Annotated in this window: 14 protein-coding genes; all 14 read right to left on the bottom strand. The window is 72.2% G+C overall.

Annotated elements, in window-relative coordinates; all coding sequences use genetic code 11:
* Window position 1: 1 nt before the first annotated feature.
* Window positions 2-2,650, bottom strand: a complete 2,649-nt coding sequence (locus TR50_RS46915; protein ID WP_063775130.1) for an amino acid adenylation domain-containing protein — start codon at window positions 2,648-2,650, stop codon at window positions 2-4.
* The gene (locus tag TR50_RS23185) at window positions 2,650-4,035 is read right to left on the bottom strand and encodes an aminotransferase-like domain-containing protein (protein ID WP_084700813.1); all 1,386 of its coding nucleotides are present in this window, start codon (window positions 4,033-4,035) and stop codon (window positions 2,650-2,652) included. The genes TR50_RS46915 and TR50_RS23185 overlap by 1 nt, the downstream gene beginning before the upstream one ends.
* Window positions 4,025-5,212 carry an alpha-hydroxy acid oxidase gene (locus TR50_RS23180; RefSeq protein WP_063775129.1) on the bottom strand — a complete coding sequence of 396 codons (1,188 nt, stop codon included), beginning with the start codon at window positions 5,210-5,212 and terminating at the stop codon, window positions 4,025-4,027. Before TR50_RS23180 ends, TR50_RS23185 begins: the two co-directional genes overlap by 11 nt.
* Window positions 5,209-6,264 carry a 4-hydroxyphenylpyruvate dioxygenase gene (gene hppD, locus TR50_RS23175; RefSeq protein WP_236654551.1) on the bottom strand — a complete coding sequence of 352 codons (1,056 nt, stop codon included), beginning with the start codon at window positions 6,262-6,264 and terminating at the stop codon, window positions 5,209-5,211. The genes TR50_RS23180 and hppD overlap by 4 nt, the downstream gene beginning before the upstream one ends.
* A 64-nt stretch (window positions 6,265-6,328) precedes the next feature.
* A complete protein-coding gene (locus TR50_RS23170) occupies window positions 6,329-6,544 on the bottom strand; it encodes an MbtH family protein (protein ID WP_042425013.1) in 216 nt (71 codons plus the stop codon).
* Window positions 6,545-6,664: 120 nt separating this feature from the next.
* Window positions 6,665-7,975, bottom strand: coding sequence for an MFS transporter (locus TR50_RS23165; protein ID WP_084700811.1), 1,311 nt, complete (start codon window positions 7,973-7,975; stop codon window positions 6,665-6,667).
* The gene (locus tag TR50_RS23160) at window positions 7,972-17,013 is read right to left on the bottom strand and encodes a non-ribosomal peptide synthetase (protein ID WP_063775128.1); all 9,042 of its coding nucleotides are present in this window, start codon (window positions 17,011-17,013) and stop codon (window positions 7,972-7,974) included. Before TR50_RS23160 ends, TR50_RS23165 begins: the two co-directional genes overlap by 4 nt.
* 96 nt (window positions 17,014-17,109) lie before the next feature.
* Entirely contained in the window at window positions 17,110-18,468 is a 1,359-nt protein-coding gene (locus TR50_RS23155; protein ID WP_042425010.1) for a hypothetical protein, read from the bottom strand.
* A complete protein-coding gene (locus tag TR50_RS23150; RefSeq protein ID WP_236654550.1) occupies window positions 18,465-19,466 on the bottom strand; it encodes an ATP-grasp domain-containing protein in 1,002 nt (333 codons plus the stop codon). Before TR50_RS23150 ends, TR50_RS23155 begins: the two co-directional genes overlap by 4 nt.
* A gap of 47 nt (window positions 19,467-19,513) precedes the next feature.
* Complete coding sequence (locus TR50_RS23145; protein WP_160311165.1) at window positions 19,514-20,638, bottom strand: ATP-grasp domain-containing protein; 1,125 nt, start codon at window positions 20,636-20,638, stop codon at window positions 19,514-19,516.
* A 121-nt stretch (window positions 20,639-20,759) separates the two neighbouring features.
* Window positions 20,760-21,785 (bottom strand): cysteine synthase family protein, encoded by a 1,026-nt coding sequence (locus TR50_RS23140; RefSeq protein WP_201776859.1) that lies wholly within the window; start codon window positions 21,783-21,785, stop codon window positions 20,760-20,762.
* Window positions 21,786-22,765: 980 nt separating this feature from the next.
* Complete coding sequence (locus TR50_RS23135) at window positions 22,766-24,025, bottom strand: MDR family MFS transporter (RefSeq protein ID WP_042424999.1); 1,260 nt, start codon at window positions 24,023-24,025, stop codon at window positions 22,766-22,768.
* Between the two features lie 215 nt (window positions 24,026-24,240).
* Window positions 24,241-24,789 (bottom strand): RodZ family helix-turn-helix domain-containing protein, encoded by a 549-nt coding sequence (locus TR50_RS23130; RefSeq protein WP_042424996.1) that lies wholly within the window; start codon window positions 24,787-24,789, stop codon window positions 24,241-24,243.
* A complete protein-coding gene (locus TR50_RS23125; RefSeq protein ID WP_042424988.1) occupies window positions 24,773-25,276 on the bottom strand; it encodes an RNA polymerase sigma factor in 504 nt (167 codons plus the stop codon). The genes TR50_RS23130 and TR50_RS23125 overlap by 17 nt, the downstream gene beginning before the upstream one ends.
* Window positions 25,277-25,334 lie beyond the last annotated feature (58 nt).

The raw sequence follows: 25,334 nt of genomic DNA, 5'->3' as shown, positions 1-25,334 counted from the left end.
GTCAGGCGGTGGGGTCGAGTCGGCGGGCGAGGATCGGGCCGACGACGTCCAGCGCGGCGGGCGTCATCAGACGCAGGTGCCCGACGCCGACGACATGGCGCTCGATGGCCCCGCCGATGTACGGCCGCCACACCTCGGCGAGCCCGGTCGGCTCCCCCGCCTGGTCGGTCGCCTCGAAGAAGAGCAGGTCGCCGTCGAAGCGGGCCGGGCGCGCCGCGTCGCTGACCCGGATGTTGTTGGCGGTGACGGCGGTGATCGCCTCGATCACCGAGGGGCCGACGCCGGCCAGCGGGCTGCCGTGCTCCTGGAGGATCTCCTGGACCCGCGCCGCGCTCAGCGGCCCGTCGCCGGGCTCCGCGTGGAAGGCGTCGAGACCGTCGAAGGCCAGGTGCTGCACCTCGCGCGGGGACGGCGACCGGGGAGCCGTCCTGGCTCCGCCGTGGTGCGAGTCGAGGACGGCGAGCAGCTCGACGCGCCCGCCCTCCTCGCTCAGCCGGGCCGCCACGGACTGGGCGACGTTGCCGCCGAACGACCAGCCGATCAGCCGGTAGGGGCCGGTCGGCTGGATGCGGCGGATCTGGTCGAGGTAGTCCCCGACCATCTCCTCCATGGTCCGCGCGACGGGCTCGGTGCCCGCCAGGCCGCGCGCCTGGAGCCCGTACACCGGGACGTCCTTGGGCAGATGGCGCAGCAGTGCCGAGTAGCACCAGGCCATGCCGCCGCCGGGGTGGACGCAGAAGACGGGCGTGCCCGCGCCGGTGGCCCGGAGGGCGAGCACCGGCGTCAGGACGTCGTCCGCGCCGTCCGCGTCGCCGTGCGCGCCGCCGGGCTTGCGCGCGCCGGACTCCTGCGCACCGGGCTCGCGCGCGCCGTTGGGGCCGGCGGCGCTGTCCGAGCCGGCCGCGTCCGCGGCCTTGTGCACCGCCTCCGCCAGACCGGCCGGGGTGCGCAGCTTGAGCAGGTCGCGCATGGTCAGCCGGACGCCGAGCTCGGCCCTGATCCGGCCGACCAGCTTCGTCGCGCCCAGCGAGGTGCCGCCGCCCTCGAAGAAGTCGGTGTGCACGCCGACCGTCGGCACGGCGAGGGCCTGGGCGAACAGCCGGCAGATGACCTCCTCGCGCGGATCGCGGGGTGCGACGTCCGCGCCGGGGTCGGGCTCGGCGCGCTGCGGCTCCGGCAGAGCCCGGTAGTCGACCTTGCCGTTGGGCGTCAGCGGAAGGCCGGCCAGCACGACGAAGGCGGACGGCACCATGTAGGCGGGCAGCGTCTCCGCGAGCCGTCGCAGGATCGTCTCCTGGTCGGGCGCGGGCGTGCCCTCCTCCGGCACCAGGTAGGCGACCAGGCGCCTGTCGTCGGCCTCGTCCCCGCGCGCCACGACCACCGCCTGGACGTCCGGCGCCACGGCGGCCAGGGCCGTCTCGACCTCGCCGAGCTCCACCCGGAAGCCCCTGATCTTCACCTGGTTCCCGACCCGGCCGAGGAACTCCAGGTCCCCCTGCTCGTTGCGCCGGCCCAGATCGCCGGTGCGGTACATGCGGGTTCCGGGCCGGCCGAAGGGGTCGGCGACGAACCGCTCGGCGGTCAGGTCGGCGCGGCCGAGGTAGCCCCGCGCGACACCGGCGCCCGCGATGTACAGCTCCCCGGCCTCGCCCTGTGGGGCCGGTCGCAGCTCGTCGTCGAGGACGTGCACCCGCATGCCGTCGAGCGCGCGGCCGAGCGGCACGTCGCCGCCGGGGCGCGCGGTCATCGGGTGGTGCGTGGCGAACAGGGTCGTCTCGGTGGGCCCGTACATGGCCCGCACGACGATGCCGGGGCACGCGTCGAGGACCCGCCCGACCGCCGTCGGGGAGACCACGTCCCCGCCCGTCATCACCTCGCGGACGCCAGCGAAGCAGTCCGGCGCCTCGTCCGCGACGACGCGGAAGAGGCCGGCGGTGAGCTGCAGGCCGGTGATGCCCTCCTGCCGGATCAGGCCCCGCAGGGTGTCGACGTCGATGTCGGGCGGGGCCATCACCAGCTGTCCGCCGCGCAGCAGCGGCACCCACAGCTCGTAGGTCGACACGTCGAAGGCGTACGGGGCGAGCATCAGCACCCGCTGGTGCGCGTCGCCCTCCCACAGGCCGTCGTCGACCAGGGCCAGCACGTCCCGGTGCGTCACCGCGACGCCCTTCGGTGTGCCGGTGGAGCCCGAGGTGTAGATCACGTAGGCCAGTTGGTCCGCCAGCGACGCAACACCGGGGTCGGGGTCGGCGGGCGCGGCCGCTGCGGCCGGGTCCAGCACGGTGAGGCCGTCGAGCGACGGCAGCCCGCGCGCGAGCATGGCCTCGTCGGCCAGCAGGACCTGCACGCCCGCCGCACCCATCGTCAGCCGGTGGCGTTCGGACGGGTTTCCGCTGTGCAGCGGGAGGTAGGCGCCGCCCGCCTTGAGCACGCCCAGGATCGCCACCGCCAGGTCGACCGAGCGCTCCATGAGGACCGCCACGGGCTCCTCGGGGCGCACGCCCAGCTCCAGCAGCCGGTGGGCCAGGCCGTTCGCCCGTCGGTCCAGCTCCGCGAAGGTCAGCCGGTTCCCGCCGCAGGCGACCGCGACCGTGTCCGGCGCGAGCCTCGCCTGCGCGGCGAAGCGCTGCTGGATGGACTCCAGAGCCATCACTTGCTCCACTCCGTTATCAGGGCCTTGAGGCGGTCCAGCCCGAGATCGATCTGCTCCGGTGCCACGGTGCTCACGGCCAGCCGCAGTTGGTTCTCGCCACCGGGACCGTCGTAGAAGTGGCGCATGGGCGTCCACAGCACGCCGTACTCCCTGGCCGAGTGCTCCAGCAGGGCGTCGTCGACCGGGAACGGCAGCGTCATGACGACGAAGAACCCTCCGGTCGGGGCGTTCCACTCCACCCCGGCAGACCCGGGGGCGCCCGCCGGGAACCTGGCCGCCAGACCGTCGAGGACCTGCCGGAGATTGCGGCTGTACGCCTGGTGTTCGCGGACGTTGGCGGCGACCAGGCTGCATCCGTGCGCGATGAGCTTGCCGCCCACCACCGCCTGGGCGATGGGCGAGGTGTTCACCGTCAGCATGCTCTTGATCTTCGAGAGCTGGTCGGCCAGCAGGCCGATCCGGCCGGCGGCATCGGCCACCCGCTGGTCGGCCACCACATAGCCCACCCGGGCGCCGGGCAGCGCCGTCTTGGCGAACGACCCGAGGTAGACCACGGTGCGGTGCTCGTCGAGCGCCTTGAGGGTCGGCGTCCGCTCCTCGCCCCCGTGGAACAGGCCGTACGGGTTGTCCTCCAGGAGCAGCAGACCCTCCTCGCGGGCGACGTCCAGCAGGCGTCGCCGCATGGCGTGGGTCAGGCTCAGGCCGGAGGGGTTGGCGAAGTCGGGCATCACGTAGCAGGCCCTCGGCCGCAGCCCGTCGCGCCGGGCGCGGCGCGCCACCGCGACGAGGTCGTCGAAGTCCACGCCGTCGGCCCCGCCCGAGACGGGCAGGACCGGCATGTCGACCAGCCGGGCCGCGCCGGTGAGGCCGACATAGGTCGGCGCCACGGCGAGCAGCACGTCCTCGGGGCCGGTCCGCAGCGCCCGCAGGACCAGGTACATGGCCTCCTGGCAGCCCACCGTGACCACGACGGACTCGGGATCGGCCTCGATGCCCTCGTCGACCGCCAGGTTCCGTGCCACCAGCTCGTGCACGATGCCCTTGGTCCGGCCGTACTGGTAGAGCGTGCGCCGGACCTCCGCGGGCGACATGCCGCGGTCGCGGGCGAGATGGTCGGTGAAGGCCCGCAGGTAGGCGTGGACGTCCTCGAGGTCGAAGAACTCCTCGCCGGGCCGGCCGGCCGCGAACTGGACGGCCTGCGGATAGTGGCCCGCTATCTCGTTCAGCAGGTTCATCGACGACAGCGCCGGGGCCTCGAGCGCCTCGTGCAGGTCCGCCGTGCTGAGGTCGGCCGTGCTGAGGTCGGCCGTCAGCCGCTCAGGGATCCGCCCGGTCTCAGTGGTCTCCGAGGTCTCAGTGATCTCCGAGGTCTCAGTGGTCATGTCCGCCTCCTCCGCGTCCACGTGGTCCTTGTCGCAGGACGGCCTTCGGGCCCAGCAGGGTGCGCAGTTCGCCGGCCTCGCCGGGGTCGGCGCAGCCGGCCAGCGTCAGGCAGTCGGCGAACTCCGCTCGCAGCAGGGACAGGACCTGCCCGGCTCCCGCCGCGCCGCCGAGCGCCAGGCCCCACAGCAGCGGCCGGCCCACCATGACCCCCGACGCTCCCAGGGCGAGGGCCCGCAGGATGTCGGTCCCGCTGCGCACGCCGCTGTCCAGCAGCACCTGGCAGTCGTCCGGCACGGCTTCGCGCACCTGCGGCAGCACCGCCACGCTGGCGGGTGAGCCGTCGAGTTGCCGGCCCCCGTGGTTGGAGACCACCACGGCGTCGGCGCCGCAGGCGGCGGCCCGTGCGGCGTCCCCGCCGTCGAGGACGCCCTTCACGATCAGCGGCAGCGTGGTCTGCTCCCGCAGCCACTCCAGGTCCTGCCAGGTCACCGCCGGGTCGAACACCGTCCTGGTGTGTTCGGCGACCGCCGATCCGCCGGCGACCCGCCCGTGCGCCGCGGAAGGGCCGTCCTCCAGGTTGACGGCGCTCACCCAGGAGGGAAGCACGAACTCGTTGCGCAGGTCGCGCAGTCGGCGACCCATCACGGGCACGTCGACGGTGATCACCAGTGCCTGGCAGCCGGCGCGTTCGGCGCGCCCGATCAGGTCGAGCATCCGTCTCCGGTCGCTCAGCCAGTACAGCTGGAACCAGATCGACGCCCCCACCTGGGCGATGCTCTCCAGGGAGCAGCTGCTGAGCATGCCGACGGTGAACGGCACCTGCGCGGCCAGCGCCGCGGCGGCTGTCGCCAACTCACCCTCGGGGTGCAGCAGTCGGTGGTAGGCCATGGGTGCGATCGCGACGGGCATCGCGCAGGCGGTGCCGACCAGTCGGCTCCGCGTGTCGCCGGCCCCGGCCCCGCGCAGCACGCGGGGCACGACGGCCACGTCGTCCAGCGCGGACCGGTTGGCGGCCAGGGTGCGCTCGCCGCCGCTGCCGCCCTGGACGAAGTCCCGGACGTCGGCCGGGACCTGGGAGACGGCCAGCCGTTCCACGTCGGCGAGGCAGACCGGGGCCGGTTCCGCGAGCCGGACCCCGGCCTCGATACGGCCGGTGTCGGCGGGGCTCACGCTCACCTGAACGCCCCTTCGTTGGCGCGCTGCAACTCGACCGCCTCGTAGAGCGCCTTGATGTTGGCCGAGCCGAACGTGCGCGCGCCGGCGCGCTCGATCACCTCCATGAAGAGGGTCCGACGCGGGTGCACCGACCTGGTGAAGATCTGGAACAGCTGCCCGTCGTGGTCCTCGTCGATCAGGATGTCGTGGTTGCGCAGGTCCTCGACGGAGTGCCAACGCGTCGTCAGCCGCTCGGCCAGCAGCGTGTAGTAGGTGCTCGGGGTGTTGAGGAACTCGACGCCGCTCGACCTCATGTTGCGCACCGAGCGCACGATGTCGTCGGTGTTCCAGGCGACGTGCTGGACGCCGGAGCCGTCGTGGCGCTTCAGGAACTCGTCGATCTGGCCGGGCTCGCGGGACAGGTCGGGCTCGATCAGGGTGAAGGTGACCGCTCCGGACCTGCTCTGCGCCACCTTGGAGATCATCGCCTGGGCGCCTACGACGATGTCCTCGGCGAAGATCATCTCGAAGCCGAGGACCCTCCGGTAGTAGTCGAGGGTCGCGTCGAGGGTGCCGGCCTCCAGGCAGACGGCGAAGTGGTCCACGCCGGTCAGCCCCATGTCCTGAGCGGGCTCACGCCGGGGGACCGGGCGCAGGCCGGGAAGCGTCCCCTTCGGGACACCGGCCCGGCGCTCCACGAACAGGTGCGTCACGTCGCCGAACGCCCCGATCGCCGCGGTCACCACGCCGTCGCGGGCGACGGGCGACGCCACGGGGTGCGCCCCGCGGCGGACGGCCTCGTCGAAGGCGGCGGTGGCGTCGGGCACCCGCAGGGCGATGCTCCCCACACCGTCGCCGTGCCGCGCGACGTACACCGCCGCCGGGTGCTCCTCGTCCAGGGCCTCGGTCAGCACCACGCTGATGCCGCGGCTGCCGAGCGCCACCGAGCGGACGCCGGCCCCGGCCGCCTCGTGCTCGTTGTCGGCCTCGACGGTGAGGCCGTACTGGTCCACCATCCAGGCCGTCTTCGCCTGGATGTCGCTGACGTACAACTCGATGTGATCGACGGTCATGTCGCCGAACGGAACTTCGCTCGCCGTGGTCATCCGGGCAATCCCCCCAACTCGTCGGCCGCCGTCAGACGGTCGCGTCCAGTTGCGCCGCGAGGGTTCGCGGCCGCATGTCGGTCCAGTGCTCGTTCACGTAGTCGAGGCAGTCCGGACGGCCTGCCGGACCGTGGGCCGTGTTCCAGCCGTCGGGTACGGAGGCGAACACCGGCCACAGCGAGTGCTGGCCCTCCTCGTTGACCAGCACCAGGTACTGGGCGTCCGGGTCCTCGAAGGGGTTGCTCATGCTGGCTCCTCGTGTTCACAGGCGGTTCGGTCGGTTGCGGAACGGTCATGGGTCACGGCACAGGGCTCGGTTCACAGCCCAGGGCCCAGGGCTCAGGGTTCACAGCTCAGGGTTCACAGCTCAGGGCTCGGCGAGGACTCCGTATCTCAGCCGGGTCCGTTCGGCCCAGCCCACGACAGCGGGCATCGCCAGTCCGACGACGACGAAGACCGCCCCCATCACCAGCCAGCCGGGCGCGCCCCAGGTGATGCAGAGCAGACCGAGGACGGACGGCGCGCCGGCGCTCGCGAGCCCGGGACCGAGCCCGAACAGCCCCGAGTACTGCCCCTGGGCGTGCGCGGGCGCGAGCGAGAAGTTCAGCTCGAAGGTGGCCGCGGACGTCCAGAGTTCGCCGACCGTGTGCACCACCACGCCCACCGCGATCAGCGCCGCGGCGAGCCATCCGGGCATCCCCGCCGTGGTGGCGATCAGGGCCATGGCGATCAGGAACGCCACTCCGGAGCGGAGCATCGCGCGGGCGGCGGCGGACGGACTGTCGATCCCCCGGCTCGCCTTGACCTGGAGCAGCACCACCAGGCCGGTGTTCAGGACGGCGCTCGCGCCGACCAGCCATCTGGGCGCGTGGCTCTGGTCGACGATCCACAACGGCAGGGCGAAGACCAGGACGTAGCCCTGGATCGACATGATCCCGTCGAGCACGGTGACCACCACGAAGGGGGTGTCCCTCAGCGCGATCCACCGACTGGTGCCGGGCGGCGCCTTCACCGGCGGCAGCGACGGGAGCCGGGAGACCACGGCCGCGCTCACCGCGAACGACAGCGCGTTGCCCAGCACCAGCGCCAGATACGCGGCCCTGGTGTCCAGTTGCACGACGACTCCGGCCGCGATGGCGCTGGTGCCGCCCGCCAGGTTGCCGATCGCGCGCAGGTAGGAGCGGTAGCGCACCGGGTCCGGTCCGGCGAAGCCGCGGATCAGCGGCCCGCGCGCCGCCTCGCTGGACGCGGCGGCCACCTGGCTCAGGGCGACGACCACCACGAAGAGCCAGAAGGCGTGGACGAGCACGAGCGACGCCATCGCGAGGGCCTCGGCGCTCAGGGTCACCAGGTAGGTCCCGCGCGGCCCGCACCGGTCGGCGACCTGCCCGATCGGGACCCCGGCGAGCAGCCCGACGACGGCGGCCACGCCCATGCCGAGACCGACCTGTGTCACCGAGAGGCCGACCGAGCGGGTGAAGAAGATCGCGGCGCTGATCAGGTACAGGCCGTTGCCGACCTGCCGGACGAAGCTCGCGAGCGCGAGGGTGCGCCGTGGGCCGGCCTCGGGGACCAGCCCGCGGGCGACCCAGAAGCTCTGCCGCTGCCGCCCGCTCGCGCTGCCGTCGTCGTGGGTGCGCGCGGTGCTGTCCGTGGTGTCCGTGGTGTCCGCTGTCATCGCTTCCCGGTTCCGTCGAGGAGACGCTCGGTGAGCACGCGTCCGATCACCGCGGCGGACCGCGGCGTGGTCATCTCCGCGTGCGCGCAGTCCAGGCCGTGGACCTCGGCCGCGCCCGTCACCAGTCGCCGCCACTCGGCGGCCGGCGACGCCGCCGACTCCGAGGACTCCGACGACGAGGAGCGCTCGGCGACGAAGAGCAGCACGTCGCCGTCGAGGCCGGGCGCCCGGTACCGCGCGCCGAGGCGCTGGTTGTTCAGCAGGACCTCCACCAGGGCGTCGGAGGTCCCGCCGTCCAGGTCGGACAGCTCGGGGTAGGCCGCGCGGACGGCCTCCAGGAAGCGTGGCCGGGTCAACGCCTGGTGGGGATGACCGTCCGGGACGCCGAGTCCGTCGAGGACCTCGGCCAGCAAGCCGGCCTCGCCCGGCCGGTCCTGCTCGCCCGCGGCGGGTGGGGCTCCGGTCCCGTCGGGGTGGGCGTCCAGGACGGCGAGCAGTTCCACCCGCTCGCCCTGCTCCTGGAGGAGCGCGGTCATGGCCTGCGCGACCATGCCGCCGAACGACCAGCCCAGCAGCCGGTACGGTCCCTCCGGCTGCACGGATCTGATCAACCCGAGGTAGTCGGCGGCCATCTCCTCGACGCGGCCTGGCAGTTGGTCCTTCCCGTTCAGGCCGCGGGCCTGCAGCCCGTACACCGGCACCTCCGCCGGGAGGTGCGGCAGCAGGTTGGCGTAGCCCCAGCTCACCGCGAGGCCCGGGTGGACGCAGAAGAGCGGCGGCAGGGCGCCGGTCGGGCGCAGCGGCAGCAGCGGACGCAGGGCGTCGGCGCCGGCACCGACGCCGGCACCGCCGTCGGCGTCGGACAGCCGCTCGGCGAGCGCGGCGACCGTCGAGGCGTCGAACACGGCCCGCAGCGGGAGGTCGTGTCCGAGCTCGTCGCGGATCCGGCCGACCAGCCGGGTCACCAGGAGCGAATGGCCGCCCAGGGTGAAGAAGTTGTCGTCGACGCCCACCCGGTCGAGTCCCAGCACCTGTGCGAACAGTCCGCAGAGCTGCCGCTCCAGTTCGGTGCGCGGGGCGCGGCCCGCCGACAGCGCGGCGAAATCGGGGGCGGGCAGCGCACGCCGGTCGAGCTTGCCGCTCGGGTTCAGCGGCAGCGCGTCCAGGACGAGGAACGCCGACGGGACCATGTACTCGGGCAGCTCGGCGGCGGCCAGCTCCCGCAGCTCGGCGGTGTCGAATCCGGGGCCGTCCGGTCCGGGGGTCGCGCGCGGCACGACGTAGCCGACGATCCGCTGGTCCCCCGGCTGGTCCTCGCGCACGACGACGGCCGCCTGGGCCAGCCCGTCGTGCCGGGCCAGCACGCTCTCGATCTCGCCGAGCTCGATCCGGAAGCCGCGGACCTTGACCTGGCCGTCCGTACGCCCGAGGTAGTCGATCTCGCCGTCGGCCGTCCAGCGGACGATGTCGCCGGTGCGGTACATCCGGCTGCCGGCCGGACCGAACGGATCCGCCGTGAAGCGCTCCGCCGTCAGACCGGGGCGGTTCAGGTAGCCCCGCGCCAGGCCGGGGCCCGCGAGATACAGCTCGCCGGGCACCCCGGGCGGCACCGGGCGCAGCGCCGCGTCCAGGACGTACGCGCGGGTGTTCCGGATCGGTCGGCCGATCGGCGGGGCGTCGTGAGCCTCCTGGTCCGTGTACCAGGCGGTGGCGTAGACGGTGACCTCGGTGGGTCCGTAGATGTTGGCGATCCGGCTCCCGGGGACCGCCGCCCGGATGGTGTTCAGCGTGTGCGCGGACAGCGCCTCGCCCGCCAGCACCACCATGTCCGCCGTGACCGCGCCCCGACCCTGCCCGAGCATGTGGGACATCGCGGACGGCACCGCGCTGACGAGGCTTCCGCTCCACCCGCCGGCCGGGCTCTCCAGGACGGCCAGCACGTCACGGACGATCTCGATGCAGCCACCGCTCAGCAGCGGGCCGAACATCTCGAAGACGGACACGTCGAAGTTGAACGAGGTGGCCGCCAGGACCTGCGAGAGGTGCCGCGGGCCGATGTCGGCTGCCGCCCACGCGGCGAGGTCGGCGACGTTGCGGTGCGGGACGACGACGCCCTTGGGACGGCCGGTGGAGCCGGACGTGTAGATGACGTAGGCGGCGTTCGCCGGGCGCAGCGGGGCCCGCCGGTCCCGGTCCGTCGGCGCGGTGTCCGGCACAGTGTCCAGCAGCTCCCGCACCTCGGGCGCGTCGAGCAGGATCCGGGCGCCGGGCGCCGCCTCGTCCGGAAGCACCGGGACGACCTCGCTGCTCGTCAGGATCAGGGCGGGCCGGGCGTCCTGGAGCATGAAGGCGATCCGGTCGGCCGGGTAGCCCGGGTCCACCGGCAGGTACGCCGCCCCCGACTTCAGGACGGCGAGCAGCGCGACCATCGACTCCGCCGAACGCGGCAGCGACAGCGCGACGAAGGACTCCGGTCCCGCGCCCCGGGCGATCAGCAGACGGGCGAGCCGGTTCGCCCGCGCGTCCAGCTCCGCGTAGCCGAGAACGGCTCCCTCGAAGCGGACGGCCGGTGCGTCCGGTGTCCGCCGCACCTGCGCCTCGAACAGCTGCGGCACGGTGGCGTCCGGCACCTCGGCGTCCGTCGCGTTCCACTCGACCAGCAGCTGCCGGCGTTCGTCGGCCGACAGCACCTCGCAGCTGCCGACGGGGGCGTCCGGGTCGGCGGTCACGGCCGCCAGCAGCCGCTTGAGCCTGGCCACCAGCGCCTCGACCGACTCGCGGTCGAACAGGTCCGTCGCGAACTCGACGCTGCAGTCGAAGGCCCGGCCGTGGTCGGTGAACGCGAACGACAGGTCGAACTTCGCGGTGTCCGCCCCGGTCTCCCACGGCGCCGCCGTCGCGCCCGGCAGGTCGAGCCCGCCCGCCGCGGTCGCGTCGTCGACCGACAGCATCACCTGGAAGAGCGGGTGCCTGGACATCGAGCGCACCGGGTTGAGGACCTCCACCAGCCGCTCGAACGGCACGTCCTGGTGCGCGAACGCGGCCAGGTCCGTCTCGCGCACCCGCTCGATCAGCCGCCGGAACGAGGGGTCCCCGGAGACGTCCGTCCGCAGCACCAGCGTGTTCACGAAGAACCCGACGAGATCGTCCAGCCCGGCGTCGGGTCGTCCGGCCACCGGGGTGCCCAGCACGATGTCCGTTCCGGCCCCCAGGCGGGACAGCAGCGCCGCCAACGCGGCCTGCACCACCATGAACACCGTCGCGCCGGACTCCCTGGCCAGGCCGACGAGCGAGTCGCGCAGCCCCGCGTCGAGCTGGAACTCCAGCAGGTCGCCGCGGTAGCTCGCCTCCGCGGGACGCGGCCGGTCGGTCGGCAGTTCGATCAGTTCGGGCAGGTCCGCGAGCGCGGCCCGCCAGTAGTCCAGCTGCGCGGAGATCAGGCTGTCCCGGTCGTCCTCGCGGCCCAGCAGCTCGCGCTGCCAGAGGGTGTAGTCCGCGTACTGCACCGGCAGCGGGGCCCACCGCGGCGGGCCGCCGGCCAGCCGGGCCCGGTAGGCGGCGCCGAGGTCGGCGCCCAGCGGTCCCCTGGACATGCCGTCACCGGCGATGTGGTGGAAGAGCACCATCAGCACGTGGTCGTCCGCGCCGAGGGAGACCAACGTGCCCCGGATCGGCAGCTCCGCCGACAGGTCGAACGGGTGGGAGCCGACGGCTCTGAGCACGTCGGTCAGGTCCCGCTCGGCGCAGTCGGCCCGGTGCAGGGTGACCGGGGCCGGCGGCAGGACGACCTGCACCACGCGTCCCCCGGCGTCCCGGAACACCGTGCGCAGGCTCTCGTGACGCTCGACCACGTCACCGAGCGCCAGTTCCAGGGCGTCCGCGTCGACCGGGCCGGAGATGCGGTAGGCCACCGGCAGGTTGTAGGTGGCGCCGGGCCCCTCCAACTGGGCCAGGAACCACAGCCGCTGCTGCGCGTACGAGGCCGGCACCTCGGCGGGGCGCTCCGCCGCCGCCAAGGCCGGGCGGGCGCGGCCCGCCGCGTCCAGCCGCCGCGCCAGGCCGCCCGGGGTCGGCGCCTCGAACACGGCACGGACCGGCAGCTCCAGGCCCAGGGTCGCGCGCACCCGGTTCACCAGTCGGGTGACCAGCAGCGAGTGACCCCCCAGTTCGAAGAAGCCGTCGTCCGCACCGACGGACTCCGCGCCCAGGATCTCCGCGAACAGTCCGCACAGCACCCGCTCGTTGGGGGTGCGCGGGGCCCTGCCCGAGACGCCGGAGTAGGTCGGCGCGGGCAGGGCCCTGCGGTCGAGCTTTCCGTTGGACGTCAGCGGGAGCGAGGGCAGGGCGACGAACGCGGCCGGGACCAGGGCCTCGGGCACGGCGGCCGCGACATGGCGGCGCAGTGCGTCGGCGGGCGGGGGGACCTCCCCGGCCTGGGCCACCACGTAGGCGACCAGGCGCTTGTCGCCGGGCCGGTCCTCCCGCAGCACCGTCGCGGCCTGGACCACCCCGGGGTGGCCCGCGATCACCGAGTTGAGCTCCCCGAGCTCGACCCGGATGCCCCGGATCTTCACCTGGTCGTCGGCGCGCCCGCGGAACTCCAGGGTTCCGTCGGACCGCCACCGGACCAGGTCGCCGCTGCGGTACATGCGCGCGCCCGGTGCGCCGAACGGGTCGGCGACGAACCGTTGCGCCGTCAGCTCGGGCCGGTTGAGGTACCCGTGGGCCAGGCATTCCCCAGCCAGGTACAGCTCGCCGACCACGCCGACCGGGACCGGGTGCATCCGCTCGTCCAGGACGTAGGTCCTGGTGTTCCAGATCGGCGTCCCCAGCGGCGCGGTGACCGGCCAGTCCTCCACCGCGGTCGGCAGCGTCGCGCCGGTGACGACGTGGGTCTCGGAGGGGCCGTAGTGGTTGTGCAGCAGCAGCGACGGCCGGGCCGAGTGGAACTGGGCGGCCGTGGCGGTCAGTTGGAGCGCCTCGCCGGCCTGGAGCACATGCCTGAGGGCGTCCAGCCCGAGGCCCTGTTCGACGGCGGCCTCGTAGACGGCCGCGATCACCAGGTCGGGGGCGTGGAACTCGGTGATCCGCTCGCGGTCCAACCACTCGGCGAGCTTGGCCGGGTCGAGCCGGGTCTCCTCGTCGGGCACGCACAGGGTCGCGCCGGTCAGCAGGGCGGAGAGGATCTCGTGCTCGGACACGTCGAAGCTGACGGCGCTGAACTGGGACACCCGTGAGCCCGGCCCGGACGGAACGGCGGACGCCGTCCAGGCGAGCAGGTTGGTCAGGACCCGCGCCGGGAGGACGACCCCCTTGGGGCGTCCGGTGGAGCCCGAGGTGTAGACGACGTAGCTCGGGGTCTCCCGCGTCAGTGGTGCGGGCCGGTCGGCGTCGCCCGGGTCGTGCGCGGGGGACGCGGCGAGCCCAGCGCCCACCGACCGGGAGTCCAGCGCCAGGACGTCGCCCGGGAGGACCCCGGCGGCCGCCTCGGTGGTCAGCACCAGGGCGGGACGGGCGTCGTCCAGGATGAAGCGGACGCGGTCCTGCGGATATCCCGGGTCGACGGGCAGATAGGCGGCCCCCGACTTCAGGACGGCGAGGAAGGCCGTGATCAGGCCGGTGCCGCGGGGCAGCACCACGCCGACGTAGTCGCCCGGTCCGACGCCGCGCGCGAGCAGCAGGTGCGCCAGGCGGTTCGCCCGCTCGTTCAGCTCCGCGTACGACAGTTCACCATCCGGCGCGGAGACCGCCGTCGCGGCCGGGGTGCGCGCGACCTGCCGCTGGACCAGCTCGGGCAGCGAGGACTCGGGACGCTCCGCACCGGTGGCGTTCCAGCCGGTCAGGACGCGGCCGCGCTCGCCGTCGAGGAAGAGGTCCACCTCGGACAGCCGCCGGTCGGGGTCGGCCACCGCGTCGGCCAGCAGGACCCGCAGGCGCTGCGCCAGGAGGTCGGCCGTGGTCGTCAGGAAGAGGTCGGCGGCGAACTCCAGGCGGCCGGTGATCCCGGCCGGGGTCCCGTCCGGGCCGTACTGCTCGGTGAAGCTGAACAGCAGGTCGAACTTGGCCGTGTCGGTGCCCAGTTCCTCGGACTCGGCGGTCAGGCCCGGGAGCGAGAAGCGGTACCCGCCGGGGTTCTCCAGCACCAGCATGACCTGGAAGAGCGGGTGGACCGCCAGCGAGCGGCTGGGGTTCACGGCCTCCACGACCTGCTCGAAGGGCACGTCCTGGTGCTCGTAGGCCGCCAGGTCGGTCTGCCGGACCCGGTCCAGCAGCTGCCGGAAGCTGGGGTCGCCGGAGGTGTCGGTGCGCAGGACCAGGGTGTTGACGAAGAAGCCGACCAGCCGCTCCAGGGCGGCGTCGTTGCGTCCGGCGATCGTGCTCCCGATCGGGATGTCGGTGCCGGCGCCGGTCCTGGTCAGCAGCGCGGCCAGGGCGGCCTGAAGCACCATGAACACCGTCGTGCCCGTGGTCCGGCTGAGTCGGCCGATCCGTTCGTGCAGCTCGGGACCGATCGCCAGCGGCACCGCGCCGCCCCGGTGGCTCGCCACCGGGGGGCGGGCGTGGTCGACGGGGAGTTCCAGCTCCTCGGGCGCCCCGTCCAGGGCGGCACGCCAGAAGTCCAACTGGCGGGAGGCGACGCTCTCCCGGTCCTGCTCGGAGCCCAGCAGGGCGCGCTGCCACAGGGTGTAGTCCGCGTACTGGACCGGCAGGGGCGCCCAGTCGGGCGCCTGCCCGGCCAGGCGTGCCGTGTACGCCTCGTTCAGGTCGCGGGTGAGCGGCTCCATCGACCAGCCGTCGCTGCCGATGTGGTTCATCGTCAGCAGCAGCACGTGTTCGCCGGGCCCCGCCGGGAACAGCCTGGCCCGCACGGGCACGTCGGTGGTCGGGTCGAAGGGCTCGAGCCCCGCCGACCGCAGCGCGGCGGGCAGGTCCTCGACCTGCTCCAGCGGCAGCGCGGGACGGACCCGGTCCACCGGCAGCACCACCTGGTGCGGCCTGCCCTCGTGCTCGGGGAAGACGGTGCGGAGGCTCTCGTGCCGGGCGAGGAGATCACCCAGGGCGGCCTCCAGGGCGGCCCGGTCGAGATCCCCGCGCAGCCGGACGGCGATCGGCAGGTTGTAGGTCGCCGAGCCGCCCTCCAGCCGGCTGAGGAACCACAGGCGGTACTGGGCCGCGGACAGCGGGACCGGCCCGCCGCGGTCCGCCGGGAGCAGGGCCGGCCGCGGCGCCGGCCCCAGCGTCGGGGCGTCCTCCAGCAGCTCGGCCAGAGCCGCGACCGTGGGGTTCCGGAAGACCGCCGCGACGCCCAGGTCGACGCCGAAGGCCGAACGGATCCGGCTGACCAGCCTGGTCGCGTGCAGCGAATGGCCGCCGAGCTGGAAGAAGTCGTCGTCGATGCCGAGCCCGGCCACCCCGAGAACGTCGGCGAGCAGCGCGCAGAGCTCCTCCTCGCGCCGGTTGCGCGGCGACCGGCCGCCGACCGGGCCGGCCTCCTGGGGCGGGGCGGGCAGGGCCCGGTAGTCGACCTTGTGGTTGGAGGTCAGCGGCAGCCGGTCGATGGCGACGATGGCGGAGGGGACCATGTACGCGGGCAGCTGCCGCGTCAGGTAGTCACGCACCGCGTCGACGTCGGCGCGGGTGTCCTCCTGCGCGACGACGTACGCGACCAGCTGCTTGTCGCCGGGCCGGTCCTCGCGGACGGTGACGGCGACCTGACGCAGGCCCGGGAACGCGGCGAGCGCGGACTCGACCTCGCCGGGCTCGACGCGGAATCCGCGGATCTTGACCTGGTTGTCCACCCGGCCGACGAACTCGATCAGCCCGTCGGCGCTCCAGCGGGCCAGGTCCCCGGTGCGGTACATCCTGGTGCCGGCCGGACCGAACGGGTCGGCGACGAAGCGCTCGGCCGAGAGCCCGGGTCGGTCGAGGTAGCCGCGGGCCAGTCCGGCCCCGGCCAGGTAGAGCTCACCCGTCACCCCGGTGCCGGCCGGGCTCAGGGCGTCGTCGAGGACGTAGGCCCGCATGCCGTCGAGCGGACGGCCGATCGGCACCTGGTCCGGCACCGACGCGGCCTTCGTCCACGGCGACTGCGAGGCGAACAGCGTGGTCTCGGTGGGGCCGTAGGCGCCTCGGACGATCGTGTCCGGGCACGCCTCCAGCACCCGGCGCACGGCGGTGGCGGAGATGACGTCGCCGCCGGTGATGACCTCACGGACCCCGGCGAAGCACTCCGGGTGCTCCTCGGCGATCACCCGGAACAGTCCGGCCGTGATGTCCGCGCCGGTGATCCGCTCCTCGACGAAGAGACGGGCGAGGCGGTCCACCGTGAGCTCGGACTCCGCGGCGATCACCACCGTGCCGCCGTGCAGCAGCGGGTACCAGAAGGCGTAGGTCGAGGGGTCGAACGCGTAGGAGGCGACCAGCAGCACCCGGTCGTGGGCGCCGGGAGCCGCGAACATGGAGTCGTCGACCAGGTCGAGGATGTTCTGGTGGGTGATCGCCACACCCTTCGGGGTTCCGGTGGAGCCCGAGGTGAACATCACGTAGGCGAGCTGGTCGGGATGCGCGGGGACGTCCGGAGCGGTCGACGGGCGGTCCGCCCCCTCCGCCACGTCCGCGCCGTCCCCCGCCTGCGCGGCCTGCGCGGCCTGCGCCGGATCGTCCACCAGGACGGTCGCCGGGACCTGCGGGAGCCAGCGGTCCCGCATCGTGGTGTCGGCGAGCAGCACGGAGGCCCGGCACGCGTCGGCGATCCACTGCATCCGGTCCTGCGGATAGCCGGTGTGCAGCGGCAGGTAGTACGAGCCCGACTTGAGGATGGCCAGCAGTCCGACGACCAGGTCGACCGAGCGGTCCGTCAGCACCAGCACCGGACGCTCCGGGCCCGCTCCCTCGGCCGTCAGCCGGTGGACCAGCCGGTCCGACCGGTCGTCCAGCTCCCGGTAGCTGAGGCTGCGCCCGGCACAGCGCACCGCCACCGCGTCAGGTGTGCGCCGTGCCTGCTCCCGGAAGGACCCGTGCACCGAACTCGCGATCATCTTGTCGTCTCTCCATGGGATTCAGCGGCGATGCAGCGCGCACACCTGGTCTGGGCGTCCTCCGCAGGAGGACGCCCAGACGAGTTCGAGTCAGCTTCAGACGGCTGCCGCGTGGCCGGCCAGCAGCCCGCCCGCCTCCGCCCCCTGCTTCACGTTGATCACGAGGTTTCCGCTCGCCGCGTCGGCCCGGCGGACGAGGGCGCCGGCGTACGTGTCGGCGAACACCAGCGGTCCGAGGCAGACGTAGTAGTCGCGGTACTCGGTGCCGTCGAAGCCCGGGCTCGCCCACAGCTCCAGCCGCTCCTGGCAGATGAAGCCGGAACCGGCCGCCGCGTCCCCGATGGCCGTGGCCCACTCCTCGTCGGACATCCGCTCCCCGAAGACGATGCCCCGGCCGCCGTAGTCGGAGCCCGGCTTGAGCACCATGCGGCTGCGGTGGGCGACGGCCTCGGGCGCCGTCTCCTTCGTCACCCGGAAGGTCCGCGGGATGTACCGCTGGATGAACTCCCGCTCGGCCTCGGTGAAGCACCCGGCGAACGCGTCCGAGGTCAGCAGCTCCAGATTGGCCTTGTTGTCGAAGAGCGCGCTGGTCGGCGGGGCGATGAAGTCCACCAGCCCGGCGGCGTCCGCCTCCATCAGCCGGACGGTGACCTCGGAGGGGACGAACTTCCGGGTCTCCAGCCAGGTGTACATGGTGAACACGACGTCGACGCGCCGGCCCTCGTAGTACACGCCGTCGGCCCGGACGTCGAGATCCTGGACCAGGCCGTTGGCGTAGCCGAACCCGAAGGAGCCGACCAGCTTCTCGAACTCCTGGCGGCCCGAGTTGATGTCGGCGCGGTCCGCGATGGCCTCGAAGACCACGGGCAGGCCGTCGGTCGGCCGCGGTCGCACCAGCGACTGGAAGGCCGCGCCCCAGATGCTCCGCATCTCGGGGGCGGAGACGTCGTAGCCCGCCTCCTGGAGCTGCCGGAGGTAGCCGGAGCTGCGGAACTGCTTCAGGTACGGGTCGACGGTGTTCATCCCGCCCAGCGGCGCCGAGACGTTGACCTCGACCACCTTGGGACCGCCGGTGGTGAGCACGAAGTCCGGACGGGCGAACTGGCCGGCCATGTGCAGGTTGCGCTTGTTCAGCGACCGGGTCAGCAGGTCCGACTCCTCCGCGGTGAGCCCCTGGAACTCCATCCAGGCCGCGAAGTCACCGCCGAACACCCGCTCTGGGATGCCCTGCAGCAGGCCGACCACGGTCCGTGCGGCGTACGCGAGTTCGTCGACGAACCCGGGCGAGTACAGCTGCGGCGGGTAGATGTGCGTCCACCCCTCGCGGTAGGTGCCCGCCGCGAAGGCGTCCGCGTCCTCCCGTGCCGCCTCGGCGCCCACGGTCTCCTGGTACTTCGTCCAGCTGTCCTCCAGGCCGGGGGCGAGCATGCCGGACGGCTCGTGGGCGCGCGTCATGCCGGCAGCGCCTTCAGGCGGCCGTCGCGCACCAGCGCGGCCAGGAGGTGCTCGATGACCTCCGGGGTCTTGTCGACCCCGGTCGCCAGCATCGTCCACTTGGTCGCACCCGGGTTCTCCAGGTTCAGCTCGAGGACGTAGGGGAAGGCCAGGTCGATGCCGGCGAAGTAGATGCCCTGACGCATCAGGGACTCACCGAGCTCGCGGCAGAACTTGTCCTCCTCCGGCGTGAGGTCCATGTCGGCGAAGCTGTTGCCCAGCGTGGCGTTGGCCCGGTGGTCGTCGCCGTTGTGGAACCGGCGGAAGCCGCAGACCGGCACACCGCCGGAGATCAGCACGCGCTGCTCGTTCTCCACGACGTTCGGGGCGTACTGCTGCATGGTGATGTACCTGCGGGACAGGCCGATGTTCTGGCGGCCGTAGTTCTCGTACCGCGACACCTCGTTGCCGGTCGCCGACTGGAGCAGCGCGCGGAAGTTCTTCTCGCGGGCGTTGACGTAGTAGATGTCGGCGCCGCAGCCCTCGTTGCCCGGCTTGATGATCCACGCGGTCTCGGGGTCGTCGGTCACCACCTTGTTCAGCTCCTTGAAGCTGTTCGAGACGTAGGTGGTGGGCAGGTGGTCGCGGGGCACGCCACCGGGCAGGCAGGTCTTGCTGTTCAGGAACAGCACCGCGGACGCGTCGTTGACGAAGGCGACCCGCTGGTTGAGCACCCAGAGCAGCTGGTAGGTCTCCAGGAACAGGTTCGGGTGCGGGCTGGTGAGCAGCCAGACCAGGTCGAAGTCCTCGCAACTGGCCTGCTCGAGCCGCTCCTCGGGGAACGGCATGCCGTCGAAGTACTCCTGGTCGGCCTGGAACATGTCGCACACGACGGTGCCCTCTTTGATGCCCAGGGTCTCGATGTCGGCCACGTGGACCTCGTGACCGCCTCGGAACAGTCCGTTCGGGATGATGGACTGGTTGTCGAGACGCCACTGCTGCATGTGCGAAATCAGCACGAGAACTTTGTAGCCCACGGCTCAACTCTCCTTTGGGTGGGGCAGGTTCAGCTGCGCAGATCTTGCGCGAGCTCGTCGAGGTCGGCGCTGATCGCGGCCGGGTCCGGCCCCGCCAGCAGCGCGTATCCGATCCGGTCGTAGTTGGTCTGCGCGGCCCGGTCGGACGACAGCGCACCGGGCTGTACCCGGCCGCGCTGGAAGGTGGGCAGCCGGGTGAAGCACTCGTACACGTCCTCGTGCGTCTTGCCTTCCGCGACCTCGTCCGGCAGGACGAACCTGCTGGACGCCGCGGCGAACTCCGGCTCCGGGTGCGCTTGCGGCTCCGTCTTGCGCAGGTGGAAGTCGAGGTAGTGGGCGACCATGTCGATCCCCGTGCACCAGGCCACCAGCTGGGTGATGTGGCCGCCGGGCAGCCGGGGGTTGATCTCGATCAGGTGCGGGCCGCTGTCGTTGATCCGCAGCTCGACGTGGGCCGCTCCGCACCGCAGCCCGGTGGCCTCGACCCAGCCGACCACCTGCTCGCCGACCTCCTTGGCCTGCTGCTCGGGAAGCGGCGCGGGGAAGATGTGGCCGCGCTCGACGAAGTTCGGCGGGGCGCCCAGGAACTTCCGGGTGAGGCCGGCGACCCGCCAGCCGTGCCCGGCCTCCCAGTACAGCTCGCAGCTGTACTCGTCGCCGTCGATGAACTCCTCGAACAGCACGGCCCGGACCGGCTTGTACTCCCGGACGTTCACCACGTGGCCGCGGTAGCGCTCGGTGGCGGCGAGGACGTCGGCGGGCGTGCGGCACAACTGCACCGAGACGCTGCCGCTCTCGTCCACGGGCTTGACGATGACCGGGTAGGGGATCGAGTCGAGGTCGACGGCGTCGAGCTCGTCCTCGGGGACCGACATGGTCCAGATGCCCCCGGGCAGATCCCTCGTCAACTCCCGTGCGACGTCCTTGTACCGGGCCGCCACCAGCCCGGAGACGTCGGCGTGCGGAAGGCCGAGCGCCATCGCGCACAGCGCCGCCGTCACCAGGTGGTAGTCGTCGAACGAGATGACCGCTTCCACGTCCTCGTCGCGCAGGACCCTCAGAATCTCGGCGACGTTGTAGGTGTCGCAGGTGACCACCGTGTCGCAGAGGTCCAGCGGGTTGTCCGGGAGCGTCTCGTAGAAACCACGCTGCATGGTGACAAAGACGGTGCGGTAACCCCGGCCGGCCGCCAACTTGATCGCGTCCGATGTGGTTCCGGTCGAGTTTGCCTCAAGAAAGACGATTGCCATGTGCTTTTCAGAAACCTTTGATCGTTTAGTCGTTGGCGAGCGTGAGGCCGTACTCGATCGGGACCTGCTCGTTGGCCGGGCGGGAGGCGGCCTCGATGAGCCCCTCCGGGGTGGTGATCCCGGCGGTGTCGATCTGGTCGGCGAGGCCCGCGGACCGCAGCCAGTCGGCGTCGAAGGACTCGCCGAGGTAGTTGACGCCGCCGTCGGCCGCCATCACGACGATGCGGCTGCCGGGGTACCGGTAGGCGTGGTGCACGGCGGCGAACACGGCGGCGCCCGCGGACTCGCCCACCAGCAGGCCTTCGCTCTTGGCCAGGACGCGCATGGTCGCCACGCCCTCGTAGTCCGCGACCAGGTGGACCCGGTCCACCACGGAGTGGTCGAGGTTGCCCGGCTTCCAGGCCAGCCCGAGGCCGCGCATCGAGTACTTGCTGAACGGGTAGCCGAACGCGGCCGATCCCGCGGCGTCCACGCCGACGGTGATCGCGTCGGGTAGCTCCTTCTTCACCGCCGCGGACAGGCCGCTGATGTGGCCGCCGGTGCTGACGGCGGTCACCAGCGCGTCGAACTCAGGTACGTCGTCCAGAAGTTCACGACTCGTCAGCTCGAAGTGCGCCCTGACGTTGTCGGGGTTGTTGTACTGATCCGGCCAGAACGCGTCGGGGGTCACCGACAGCAACTGCTGGACCCGCTCGATGCGCGGCCACTGGTAGCCGCCCGACTCGTCGGGCGTGTCCACCATCTCGATCTCCGCACCGAGAGCGGTGACGAACTCGACCATGCTCCTGGGCGCCTTGGGGTCGATGACCAGGATGACCCGGTAGCCGCGCGTCGCGCCGATCAGCGCCAGCGACTTGCCCAGGTTCCCGGACGTCGACTCGATGATCGTGCCGTTCGGCTTCAGCCGGCCGTCGCGCTCCGCCGCGGTGATCATCGAAACCGCCGCGCGGTCCTTGATGCTTCCCCCGGGATTGAAGGATTCGAGCTTTACAAGAATTTCCGAACCGAATGCGCTCAGGCTCCGCAGCCTGACCACGGGCGTACGGCCCACGGCTTCGAGAATCGAGTTGTAAATCACTTGTCATCCCCCCATGACTCAGACAGCGTCGTTCCCGAACGGAACGACCGGAGTGTTGTCCCGGCTAAGCAGGAACCGGGTGCCTTGCTCAGGGCGTTGCAGGTGACGAGAAAAAGCGCACGACCAACAGGTGACAATTCTCCGGACGACGAGTGAACAATGCCCGCGCAAAGCCCGGGGACCGACCGGGCCGAGCCGGGCCCGAGATCGCTCCGGGACGCCCGCGCCCGCCCCACCAGGGGCGGCAGGCCTGCCAGCGGGGCAGGAACCCCCTTGGGGAGGCGGCGCTCGCCCCTCCCGCCGACCTTCGTGCCGGCACCCCCGCAGGCGACGTTCGGGAGAATTTCCCGGAATGTTTCTCCGACGCTTCGCCGAATTATCTCGGACACAGATCCTTCGGACGGTGCAGGAAGCCCGTTCCAACCGTTTCCTGCAAGGTCGAACGTGGCCCTCTGACGCAGTTCGTTCGGTGCAGTCAAAACCCAAACCCCCCGAATGACCAACGCTTTCCAAGACGTTTTCGGTCGCTCGTCGAGACGCTATCACCCGGGTCGACTCGATGGCGAGCATGTCTCGATCAGAAGCCGGTTCCGCTGGCTGGATTTCGACGTGAAGATACACGACCAAATGGACAATCAGGCCAAGCTCCCGCCTCATTGGCCCACCTACGTCACACCAGTCACTTCAGCACCAACACCGGAAGCAACACTTCTGTATTAGTGACGCATCGTCAGTACTGCGAGGTCGGAGGGCCGATAGCCACTTCCCCGCCCGCTCGACCCGCGGCCCGCGAACCGCCGGCGGCGGGAGATGAAGCTCGCCCTCCGGTATGACGGGACGCCATATCTGTGCTATGGGGCTGCGGTTGCGCTCAGGGCCGAAGGTGACCAAACGTCAGAGGCCGCGCTGCCGACTACGTCGGCGGCGCGGCCTCCAGCAGGCTCCGGCGCGGGCTACGCCTCGCTGCCGACCTCCTGCTCCCGCTCCGGCTCGGCCTCGACCGGGGCCTCCGAGACGATCACGTCGGCCAGTTGATTCCTCAGCAGCCAGTAGCCCACCGCGGCGATCGTCCCGACCGCCGCACAACCGGCCCAGAGGGCGTCGGCGCCGAAGCTGTCGATGACGAAGCCGCCGAGCAGCGGCCCCGCGAACGTCGCGCCGGACCACGCCAGCGAGTAGACGCCCTGGTAGCGCCCGCGGGCGGTGGTCGGCGACAGTGCGGCCGCGAGCGCCATGCTGGTGGGGTTGTGCATGATCTCGCCGAGGGTCCAGATGCACACGGTCAGGATGTAGACGGGGACCGCGTGCGCGAGGGCGGTCAGTCCGAAGCCGAGTCCGGTGAGCAGCGACGCCACGATCAGCACGGTGATGGGCTTGGCCCGTCGCACCGCCCTGTTCATCGGGATCTGGCCGAGGACGACCACCAGTCCGTTCATGCTGATGACCACGCCGTAGTCCGCGCTGGAGAAGCCTTCCTTGCCCATGGAGACCGGCAGGGAGGTGGTGTACTGCATGAGGACCATCGCCACGAGGAAGCACAGGCCCACCACCACCATGAACCTGGTGTCACGGAGCACGGTGCCGAGGCTGACGCGGCCGCCGGCCGCCTCGGCCGCCGCGGCGTCGAGCGTGCCGTCGGCCGCAACGGCCGCCTCCTCGGGCCTGGTCTCCGGGACCTTGAAGAAGATCACGATCGCGCACACCAGCACGGACACGGAGTTGCACAGGAACAGCAGCACATAGCCGTTCTCGGCGATCAGCCCGGCGGCCGCCGAGGCCACACCGAAGCCGATGTTGACGGCCCAGTAGTTGAGCGAGAACGCACGGACCCGGTCCTCCGCAGGCACCAGGTCCGCGATGATGGCCTGGATGCAGGGCCTCGCCGCGTTGGCGGTGACGCCGAGCAGGCAGACCAGCACCGCGATGAGGGCGGGCTCGTGCACGAAGCCGAGCACCGCCATCGCCGCCGCGGTCGCGAGCTGGGAGACCAGCAGCGTGGGGCGGCGGCCGACGCGGTCCGCCAGCACACCGCCCAGCACCGAGGCGACCGATCCGCCGGCCCCGTACAGGGCTGCGACCAGGCCCGCGAAGCTCGCCGAGAGACCGCGGTCGGCGGTCAGGTACAGCGCCATGAAGGTGGTGACGAAGCCACCGAGTCGGTTGATCAGCGTGCTCGTCCACAGCCACCAGAACTCGCTCGGCAGGCCGGACATCGCACCTTTCACGGCTCGCGACACGGATGTCGGGCTGGGCAGGACGGACACGGGACCCCCTCGGTCATGCTGCACGGTCACCGAGAAATGTATCGGGTGAACACCGCCGCTGCATATTACTCACCCAGCTGACCGGGTACGTGCGCACGTGTCGACGATGAGTCAACCACGGGCGGGGCAACACCTTGTGACGAGTCGTGAGCGTGCGCGACCTCCTACGGGGTCGGTGTCGTCCTGGCAGTCGGCGTCGGGGTCGGGACCGGGGTCGGCTGCGCCGTGCTGCCCGGGGGCCGGCTGGGGGACGCGGTCGCACCGCTGCCGTGGGTCGACTGCCCACTCCCGGCGCCCGCTCCGGCGGATGTCCCGGGCGTGGCGCTGGTCGCGGGCCCGACCGACGACGCCGACGCCGACGGTCCGACCGACGCACCGGCCGAGGGGATGGCGGACGGCGTGGCCGAGGGCGTGGGGAAGGGCGACGCAGACCCGGTGTGCGCCACCGAGGCCGGCGGGGCGATCGGCGTGACCCGCGCCGGTCGGGACGGTCCCGTGGTCAGCAGCACCGGAACCAGGATCGCGGCGACCACGGCGAGACCCGCCCCGCCCCCGACCGCCACGCGCCGGAACCGCCGCCGCGCGCCGACGCGCAGCGAGCGCTCGAACGCGCCGGGCGGTGGTGTCAGGTGCAGTGCCTCGGGACGCAACAGCACCACGAGCTCGTCGTCGGCCCCGTCGGCGTCGTCGTATCCGTCAATGGGTGTGATCAAGGTGTCCCCCGAGTCTCGCGCGCAGGAGCTCCCGGGCCGCGTGCAGATCAGCCCTGACCGTACCTTCCTTGCGTCCCATCTGCAGGGCGACCTCTCTGATCGGCAGATCGGCGTAGTAGTAGAGGAGGACAGGCGTGCGCAGCCGCTCCGGCAGCGACTGCACCAGCAGTCGGACCGGCACGGCGGCCACCGCGCTCTCTCCGTGGCGGGCCGCGTCCAAGGCGACCTGCGCGGTGACGTGCCGCATGGCCCGGCGTTCCCGCTCCAGCCTGCGCCACTGGTCGCGCACGAGGTTGGCCGCCGTGACGTACAGGAATCCGCGCGGCTCCTCCACGCTGGACCAGCGCGCCCAGAGGCGCGCGAACGCCTCCGCGGCGATCTCGTGGGCGGTGTCGTCGTCGTCCACCAGACGACGACACCAACCCGCGAGGCTCGGGTAGAGGGCGGCGAACAGCTCGGACGCTGCGCTCTTCTCGGACCGTTTCAACGCTCTCCATGCCGAATCGTGCGGGTCGCGCGGGGCGTCCGGCGGAGCAAGGGCCGCC

Source organism: Streptacidiphilus anmyonensis, from assembly GCF_000787855.1.
In the GTDB taxonomy this organism is placed as follows: Bacteria; Actinomycetota; Actinomycetes; order Streptomycetales; family Streptomycetaceae; genus Streptacidiphilus; species Streptacidiphilus anmyonensis.
The sequence above is the reverse complement of the archived record's forward strand: the minus strand, read 5'-3'. Positions and strand labels throughout refer to the sequence as shown.

Coding starts and splice junctions, on each gene's coding strand:
- TR50_RS46915 (WP_063775130.1), bottom strand. CDS start 2,650: ATGGCTCTGGAGTCCATCCAGCAGCGCTTCGCCGCGCAGGCGAGGCTC.
- TR50_RS23185 (WP_084700813.1), bottom strand. CDS start 4,035: ATGACCACTGAGACCTCGGAGATCACTGAGACCTCGGAGACCACTGAG.
- hppD (WP_236654551.1), bottom strand. CDS start 6,264: ATGACCGTCGATCACATCGAGTTGTACGTCAGCGACATCCAGGCGAAG.
- TR50_RS23170 (WP_042425013.1), bottom strand. CDS start 6,544: ATGAGCAACCCCTTCGAGGACCCGGACGCCCAGTACCTGGTGCTGGTC.
- TR50_RS23165 (WP_084700811.1), bottom strand. CDS start 7,975: ATGACAGCGGACACCACGGACACCACGGACAGCACCGCGCGCACCCAC.
- TR50_RS23160 (WP_063775128.1), bottom strand. CDS start 17,013: ATGATCGCGAGTTCGGTGCACGGGTCCTTCCGGGAGCAGGCACGGCGC.
- TR50_RS23155 (WP_042425010.1), bottom strand. CDS start 18,468: ATGACGCGCGCCCACGAGCCGTCCGGCATGCTCGCCCCCGGCCTGGAG.
- TR50_RS23145 (WP_160311165.1), bottom strand. CDS start 20,638: ATGCAGCGTGGTTTCTACGAGACGCTCCCGGACAACCCGCTGGACCTC.
- TR50_RS23135 (WP_042424999.1), bottom strand. CDS start 24,025: ATGTCCGGCCTGCCGAGCGAGTTCTGGTGGCTGTGGACGAGCACGCTG.